Origin of the sequence: uncultured Amaricoccus sp., assembly GCF_937891315.1 — a bacterium.
Lineage (GTDB): Bacteria > Pseudomonadota > Alphaproteobacteria > Rhodobacterales > Rhodobacteraceae > Amaricoccus.
This window is the reverse complement of sequence record NZ_CALAGI010000173.1, coordinates 18,801-27,082: the sequence shown is the minus strand read 5'-3', so window position 1 is coordinate 27,082 and position 8,282 is coordinate 18,801. Positions and strand designations below refer to the sequence as shown.

Annotated in this window: 7 protein-coding genes and 1 other RNA gene; all 8 read left to right on the top strand. The window is 68.2% G+C overall.

Annotated features, from left to right (window positions below; translation table 11 throughout):
* Positions 1–473 precede the first annotated feature (473 nt).
* The 8 genes from Q0480_RS17315 to recR all read left to right on the top strand — a co-directional run bounded on the left by Q0480_RS17315 (position 474) and on the right by recR (position 8,040).
* The gene (locus Q0480_RS17315; RefSeq protein WP_299134881.1) at positions 474–1,562 is read left to right on the top strand and encodes an extracellular solute-binding protein; all 1,089 of its coding nucleotides are present in this window, start codon (positions 474–476) and stop codon (positions 1,560–1,562) included.
* 176 nt (positions 1,563–1,738) lie between these two features.
* Entirely contained in the window at positions 1,739–3,001 is a 1,263-nt protein-coding gene (locus Q0480_RS17310) for an ABC transporter permease (protein ID WP_299134875.1), read from the top strand.
* Positions 3,002–3,005: 4 nt separating this feature from the next.
* Entirely contained in the window at positions 3,006–3,860 is an 855-nt protein-coding gene (locus Q0480_RS17305) for an ABC transporter permease (protein WP_299134873.1), read from the top strand.
* Between the two features lie 84 nt (positions 3,861–3,944).
* An RNA gene (ffs, locus tag Q0480_RS17300) (signal recognition particle sRNA small type) lies at positions 3,945–4,042 on the top strand.
* Positions 4,043–4,208: 166 nt separating this feature from the next.
* A complete protein-coding gene (gene rsgA, locus Q0480_RS17295; protein WP_299134870.1) occupies positions 4,209–5,255 on the top strand; it encodes a ribosome small subunit-dependent GTPase A in 1,047 nt (348 codons plus the stop codon).
* 65 nt (positions 5,256–5,320) lie between these two features.
* Positions 5,321–7,063 (top strand): DNA polymerase III subunit gamma/tau, encoded by a 1,743-nt coding sequence (locus Q0480_RS17290; protein ID WP_299134868.1) that lies wholly within the window; start codon positions 5,321–5,323, stop codon positions 7,061–7,063.
* A 3-nt stretch (positions 7,064–7,066) separates the two neighbouring features.
* Entirely contained in the window at positions 7,067–7,411 is a 345-nt protein-coding gene (locus tag Q0480_RS17285) for a YbaB/EbfC family nucleoid-associated protein (RefSeq protein ID WP_299134866.1), read from the top strand.
* 23 nt (positions 7,412–7,434) lie between these two features.
* Positions 7,435–8,040, top strand: a complete 606-nt coding sequence (gene recR, locus Q0480_RS17280; protein WP_299134863.1) for a recombination mediator RecR — start codon at positions 7,435–7,437, stop codon at positions 8,038–8,040.
* Positions 8,041–8,282: the final 242 nt, after the last annotated feature.

Sequence of the window (8,282 nt, the reverse complement as noted above, 5' to 3'; positions counted from 1 at the left end):
GAGATACATTGGCGTGACTGGAGTTCAGACGTGTGCTCTTCCGATCTGGTGAATGTCTCGAAGCCGGGCGACCGGACGCTGATCTCGATCCGTCCCGAGCGGGTCGAGTTTCGGCCCGACCGCCTGCCGCAAGACACCTATCGGATCGAGGCCGAGGTGCTGGAGTTCATCTACATGGGCGACAGCTTCCGCACGCGGCTGCGCGTCGCCGGGAACGACAATTTCATCATGAAATGCCGGAACGCGGTCGATCAGCGACGTCTCGCGGCCGGTGAAAAGGTGGTGATCGGCTGGCACGTGGCGGATTGCCGCGCGCTCGACTCCGCCTGAAACCCGCGCCGGTCCGCCCGGACCCGCGCGCGAACCACGCCTTCAAGCAAAGGCCAAGCCTTCAAACAAAGACCGACTGTTTCTCAGGGAGTTACGACAGAATGAACCTCAGACTGCTCCTCGGCGCCTCCGCCGTCGCGCTCATGCCCCTCATGGCAAGCGCCCAGGACGCCGACCTCAAGCCTTGCGCTGATTGCGCCGATGCGATGACCGTCGTCTCCTGGGGCGGCGCCTATCAGACCTCGCAGCAGAAGGCCTATACCGAGCCCTACGCCGCCGAGACCAAGACCGGCTTCACCTGGGACGAAAGCTCGAACGAGGCGGTGGCGAAGCTCCGCGCCCAGTTCGAAGCAGGCAACGTCACCTGGGATCTCGTCGATGTCGAGGGCCCGGACAGCCAGCGGCTTTGCGACGAAGGCCTTGCGATGCCGATCGATTTCGCGACGGCGCTCGCCCCCGGAATCGGCGGCGAGACGCCCGAGGCCGATTTCGGCCCGTCCCTGATCAACGAATGCTTCATCCCGCAGATCGTCTTCTCGACGACCTTCGGTTACCGTACCGATGTCGCCGCCTGGAACGGCGCCGTCCCGACCTCGCTCTGCGACATCTTCGACCTGGAGAAGTTCCCCGGCAAGCGGGCCCTCGAGAAGCGTCCGAAGAAGAACCTCGAATGGGCGCTGATCTGCGACGGCGTCGCCAAGGAAGAACTCTACACCGTGCTCTCGACCCCCGAGGGCGTCGACCGGGCGCTGGCGAAGCTCGGCACGATCAAGGACCAGACCGTCTGGTGGTCGGCCGGCGCCGAGACGCCGCAGCTGCTCGCCGACAAGGAGATCGTGTTCGGCTCGACCTACAACGGCCGCCTGTTCTCGGTGATCGAGGAGCAGAAGCAGCCGGTCGCCATGCTGTGGGACTGGCAGGTCTTCGACTTCGACGGCTGGATCGTGCCGGCCAACCTGCCCAAGGACCGGCTCGACCGGGTGATGAACTTCCTCTACTACGCCACCGACACGCAGCGCCTCGCCGACCAGGCGAAGTACATCTCCTACGGTCCCGCCCGCGCTTCGTCACAGCCGCTCGTCGGCCAGCATGCGACCCTCGGCATCGACATGGCGCCCCACATGCCGACCAACCCGGCGAACCAGAAGAACTTTCTGGTGAACAACATCGAGTGGTGGGCCGACAACCAGGACGAGGTCGAGGCCAAGTTCCAGGCCTGGCTGGCGAAGTAGGCGTCGGTCCGACATCGAACGAAAAAGGGGACCGGCCACCCGGCCGGCCCCATCGACAGCCGGAGGGAAGCGATGATGGCCTGCTCTGTATCGGGATTGACGATCGCCGCCCCCCGAATGTCTTCCGACACCGGGTATTCCGACACTGGCCGCCCCGGCCCGGAGGTACGCGCGCGATGACCGACGCCCCCGCGGGACCGATGCTCGCCGCCGACGGCACACCGCTGAAGCAGAGCCTGAGCCGCGCGCTGCGGGCCCAGAAGGCACGATCGCTGATGCTGATCGCGCCGCTCCTGATCTTCGTGCTCGTCACCTTCCTGTTCCCGATCGGCGACATGCTGTTCCGCTCGGTCGAGAACCAGATCGTGCCGGAGACCCTTCCGAAGACCGTCGCCGCGCTCGCGGACTGGGACGCGAAAAGTGGCGAGATCCCGGACGAGCCGGTGTTTGCCGCGCTCTACGACGACCTGACGGTCGCGGTGGCGAACAAGACCAATACCCGCCTCGGCCAGCGCCTGAACTACGAAACCTCCGGCATCTCCTCGCTGATGCGCGGCGTGACCCGCGACATCCGGAAAATGGACGAGACCCAGCCGCTGAAGCCGCAATTCCTCGCGGCGGATCCGAAATGGGGCGACGAGGCCGTCTGGCAGACGATCCAGCTGTTTTCCGGCTCCTATACCGCCGGCTATCTCCTGAACGCGGTCGATCTGCGGCTGACGCCCGACGGGATTTCGGTGAAGCCGGAGGCGGAGCGGGTCTATGTGAAGCTCTTCCTGCGCACAGTGGCGATGAGCCTCGCCATCACCTTTTCCTGCTTCGTCCTCGGCTACCCCATCGCCTATCTGCTGGCGAGCCTGCCGCTGCGCTCGTCCAACCTCCTGATGATCCTGGTGCTCCTGCCGTTCTGGACGTCGCTCCTCGTGCGAACCGCGTCCTGGAAGGTGCTGTTGCAGCAGCAGGGCGTCATCAACGACCTGCTGGTCTGGTCCGGCATCATCGACAACGCCGGGCGCCTCGTGATGATCAACAACGCCACCGGCACGATCATCGCCATGACGCACATCCTCCTGCCCTTCATGATCCTGCCACTGTTCTCGGTGATGAAGACGATCCCGCCCACCTATCTGCGGGCGGCGAAATCGCTCGGCGCGAACGACTGGACGGCGTTCTGGCGGGTCTATTTCCCGCAGACGGTGCCGGGCGTCGGCGCGGGAGCGATCCTCGTCTTCATCCTCGCCATCGGCTACTACATCACGCCCGAGCTCGTTGGCGGCACCTCCGGGATCTTCATCTCGAACCGGATCGCCTACCACATCTCGTCGTCGCTGAACTGGGGCCTCGCGGCGGCGCTGGCGACCCTGCTGCTGATGGTGGTGCTGGTGCTCTACTATACCTACGACCGGATCGTCGGCATCGACAACGTCAAGCTGGGGTAACGACATGGCCGCGCTTCCTCCCTATGCCTCCACCGGCCAGCGCCTCTGGTACTGGGGCTTTCGCGCGATTTGCGTGGCGATCCTGTTCTTCCTGATCATGCCGATCCTGGTGATCGTGCCGCTCAGCTTCAACGCGTCGAACTTCTTCACCTTCACGCCGGAGATGCTGGCGCTGGACCCGGCCGGGTTCTCGACGCGGCACTATCAGGATTTCTTCACCAATCCCGACTGGCAGACCGCGCTCTGGAACTCGTTCCGCATCGCGCCGGTGGCGACCGTGATCGCCGTCGTCCTCGGCACGCTCGCCGCGATCGGTCTCAGCCAGAGCCACGTGCCGTTCCGCGGCGCGATCATGGCGATCCTGATCTCACCGATGATCGTGCCGCTGATCATCTCGGCCGCCGGCATGTATTTCTTCTATTCCCGCCTCGGGTTGCAGGGCACCTACTGGGGCGTGGTTCTGGCGCATTCCGTGCTCGGCATCCCCTTCGTCATCATCACCGTGACCGCGACCCTCGTCGGTTTCGACCGCAGCCTGGTGCGGGCGGCGGCGAATCTCGGGGCCAATCCGGTGACGACCTTCTTCAAGGTGCAGATGCCGCTGATCCTGCCGGGCGTGATCTCCGGCGCGCTCTTCGCCTTCATCACCTCTTTCGACGAGGTGGTGGTGGTGCTCTTCGTCGGCTCGGCCAGCCAGAAGACCCTGCCCTGGCAGATGTTCATCGGCCTGCGCGAGCAGATCTCGCCGACGATCCTCGCCGTGGCGACGGTTCTGATCTCGATCTCGGTTATCCTGCTCGCGACGCTGGAAATCCTGCGCCGGCGGTCCGAGAAGCTGCGCGGGATGAGCCCGGGCTGACACAGCCCCTGCTCGGCGCATGACGTCACGAAGTCCCCGCGACCGCCCCTTGTGGCGATGTGGCGCCGGGCGTATAAGCCACCGTGAGAGGTTGGCGCGGGCAGGCGCCCCGCCAACCCGGTCAGGTCCGGAAGGAAGCAGCCGCAACGGGACCCGCTTGGGTCGCTGTCAGCCTCTCACCGATCGGGACGCAGCACAGGAGGGCTGATTTCATGACTGTCGTCGTCAATGCCGCCCGGGCGGCCCTCGTCGTCGTGCGCACGCACTAGGTTTACCCGTCGAGGATTGTCCGGTTACGCCGCCCGCGCTCCGCGGGTTGCCGATGCCATTGACAGGGGCGATCCCGACATGATTCTCGATCCACTTTCCTTGCGCGACCTCGGTTGGTCGCCTTATTTCCAGGCCGGACTCGACGCGGTCGAGCAGACCGACTCCGATCCGGTTCGCGTCGCGGCGGTGCACCGCAACGGTGTCGACGTGCTCGGACCCGACGGCGCGAGGCGCGTCACCACCGGCGTCGCGCTGCCGACCGAGGCGATCGCGGTCGGCGACTGGCTGCTGGTCGAGCGCGCGAGCGGGCGGGCTCTGCGCATTCTCGAGCGCAAGTCGCTGCTCGGGCGACGGGCGGCCGGTACCGGGCATGACGCGCAACTGATCGCGGCCAACCTCGACACGCTGTTCATCGTCACCTCCTGCAACGCCGAGTTCAATGCCGCACGGCTCGAACGGTACCTGGCGGTGGCCCGTCAGGCCGGGGTGACGCCGGTGATCGTGCTGACCAAGGTCGATGCCTGCGACGATCCGGACAGCTACGCCGATCGGGCGCGGGCGCTGTCGGCGGCGCTGCCGGTCGAGGCGGTGAACGCGCTCGATCAGGCTTCGGTGGCGCGGCTCGCCGGCTGGTGCGGCGGCGGCCAGACCGTGGCGCTGACCGGGTCGTCCGGCGTCGGCAAGTCCACGCTGACCAACGCGCTGACCGGAGCGGCCCTGCTGACCAACGGCATCCGCGAGGACGACGCGCACGGTCGACACACGACGACGGCGCGGACCCTGCATCGGACGCTCGGCGGTGGCTGGCTGATCGACACACCGGGGATGCGCGCGCTGCGACTGGCCGACGTCGCCGACGGGATCGGGGCGGTGTTCGACGATATCGCCGACCTGGCCGAGGGCTGCCGCTTCGGCGACTGCGGCCACGATGGCGAACCGGGCTGCGCCGTGCGGGCGGCGATCGAGGCGGGGGCGCTCGATGCCGGCCGGCTGGCGCGCTGGCGGAAGCTGGCGCGGGAGGACGCCCGCAACAGCGCCAGCCTTGCCGAGAGCCGGGCGCGTGACCGGGCCTGGGGCCGTTTCCACAAGTCGGTCAAGCGAGAGATCAGGCATCGCAAGCGGTGAGGCTCCCTTGCTCCCGTCCCGGGCCGGGCATAGGTTGAGGGGGCCACAAGTCAGACGGAGCGCCCTTGACCGACGCCGCCGCAGACAGCGCCTATCGGGTGCTCGCCCGCAAGTACCGGCCCGCGACCTTCGCCGACCTGATCGGTCAGGAGGCGATGGTGCGCACGCTCCGCAACGCCTTCGAGGCGGAGCGGATCGCGCATGCCTTCGTGCTGACCGGTGTGCGCGGCGTCGGCAAGACCACCACCGCGCGGATCATCGCCAAGGGACTGAACTGCGTCGGGCCGGACGGCGCCGGCGGCCCGACGATCGAGCCCTGCGGGATCTGCGACGCCTGCCGGTCGATCGCCGAGGGCCGGCATGTCGATGTGCTGGAGATGGACGCCGCCTCGCGCACCGGCGTCAACGACATCCGCGAGATCATCGACTCCGTCGCCTATCGGGCAGCGAGCGCGCGCTACAAGGTCTATATCATCGACGAGGTGCATATGCTGAGCACCTCGGCCTTCAACGCGCTGCTGAAGACGCTGGAGGAACCGCCGGCGCATGTGAAGTTCATCTTCGCGACCACGGAGATCCGCAAGGTGCCGGTGACGGTGCTGAGCCGCTGCCAGCGGTTCGACCTGCGGCGCATCGAGCCCGAGGCGATGCTGGCGCATCTCGCCGGGATCGCCGCGGCGGAAGGGGTGACGGTGGCGCCCGACGCGCTGGCGCTGATCACCCGGGCGGCGGAAGGCTCGGTGCGCGACGCGCTGTCGCTGCTCGACCAGGCGATCGCCCATGGCGCCGGCGAGACGAGCGCGGCGGAGGTGCGGGCGATGCTCGGCCTCGCCGATCGCGCCCGGGTGCTCGATCTCTTCGCGGCGGTGATGCGGGGCGACGCGGTCGGGGCGCTGGGGGAACTCGCCGGGCAATATGCCGAAGGCGCCGATCCGATGGCGGTACTGCGCGACCTGGCCGAGGTGACGCACTGGGTATCGATGGTGAAGCTGACGCGCGAGGCGGCGGACGATCCCACCATCGGCCCGGACGAGCGGGCGCGTGGTCTCGATTTCGCCGCCGGCCTTGGGATGCGCGCGCTGACCCGGATGTGGCAGATGCTGCTGAAGGCGCTGGAGGAGGTCGGCGCGGCGCCGAACGCGATGATGGCGGCCGAGATGGCGATCATCCGCCTCACCCATGTCGCCGAACTGCCGAGCCCCGAGGAACTGATCCGCCGGCTGACGGCGGAGCCCGTGCCGGCCGGCGTCGCGGCCGGTCCCGCGGTCCCACCGCCGCGCGGCGGTGGCGGGGCCCAGGCGCTCGCGGCGCCCGCGGTCGTGCCCCCTGCCCCGACCGCGCCCCTGGAGATCGCGCCGCTCGCCCGGTACCAGAGCTTCGACGACGTGGTGGCGCTGGTGCGCGCGCGGCGGGACATGAGCCTGCTGGTGGAGATCGAGACCGGCGTCCGGCTGGCGAAATACACGCCCGGGCGCATCGAATTCGAACCGGCGGCGGAGGCGGCGCCGGAGCTCGCCGCGCGGCTGGCGCAAAGGTTGCAGAGCTGGACCGGCGTGCGCTGGGGCGTGTCGATCGTCGGTTCCGGCGGCGCGGCGACCATCGCCGAAACCCGGGCCGAGATCCGGGGCGACCTGCATGCGCGGGCGGCGGCGCATCCGCTGGTGCAAGCGGTGCTGGCCGCCTTTCCCGGCGCGGTGATCAAGGACGTACGCCCGCCCGAACCGGTTTTGGAACCCGCGCCGGCCGAGGCGGACGTGACCGAGGATGATGACTGGGATCCGTTCGATCCCTTTGCACAGGAGGACTAGGGGATGCTGAAGGGGCTCGGACAGCTCGGCGACATGGCCAAGCTGATGAAGCAGGCGCAGGAAATGCAGGCGCGGATGGGCGACGTGCAGGCGCGGCTCGATGCGACAGAGGTGGTCGGCGAGGCCGGCGCCGGCCTCGTCAAGGTGACCGCCACCGCCAAGGGCGAGGTCAAGGCACTTGCCATCGATCCGAGCCTGTTCGATCCGGACGAGCGCGAGGTGGTCGAGGACCTGATCGTCGCGGCGATCAAGGACGCGCAGCAACGCGCAGCCGTCGCCGCGCAGGCCGAGATGGCCAAGGTGACCGAGGGGCTGAACCTGCCGGAAGGCATGAAGCTGCCGTTCTGAGGGCGGGCTGAGGCGGGTCGAGGATGACGGGCGCGGGCGGCGACGAGGCGATCGACCGGCTGATCGCGTTGATGGCGCGGCTGCCGGGACTCGGCCCGCGCTCGGCGCGGCGCGCGGTGCTGCAGATGATCCGACGCCGGGCGCAGCTGCTCGATCCGCTGGCGCAAGCGATAGCCGAGGTGGCGGCGACGGCGCGGGAATGCGACCGCTGCGGCAATATCGCCAGCGGCCCGCTCTGCGCGATCTGCGCCGATCCGAGGCGGGCGACCGGCGAGATCTGCGTCGTCGAAACCGTCGCCGATCTCTGGGCGATGGAGCGCGGCGCCGCGTTCCGCGGCACCTATCACGTGCTCGGCGGCGTGCTGTCGGCGCTCGACGGGGTCGGGCCCGAGGCGCTGCGCATCCCGGCCCTTCTGGCGCGGGTCCGGGCCGAGGGCGGGCATGAGGTGATCCTCGCGCTCAATGCGACGATCGACGGCCAGACCACGGCGCACTACATCGCCGACCTGCTGGCGGGTAGCGGCGCGGCGATCACGTCCCTGGCGAAGGGCGTTCCGATCGGCGGCGAGCTCGACTATCTCGACGACGGCACCATCGGCGCCGCGCTGATGGCGCGGCGGTCACTGTAGATCGCCTCCGGCGACCGACGCCCGAGGAGTGCCGCGTGGCGCGGGACGCCAGGCCTCCGGCGCCGCCGCTTTTTCCGCGATGATCGTCTTCCGCGCAGGGACGCTTTGCGACGAACCGAATCTGTGTTAATCTATGCGCATTCGAAAGTTTCCGCAGCGCGTTTAGCCGCCGGTTGAATTTCAACGACGGACCAGATTGGACAAGCCTGAATAACGGCCCAGTGGCCGACTGATATCCGTGC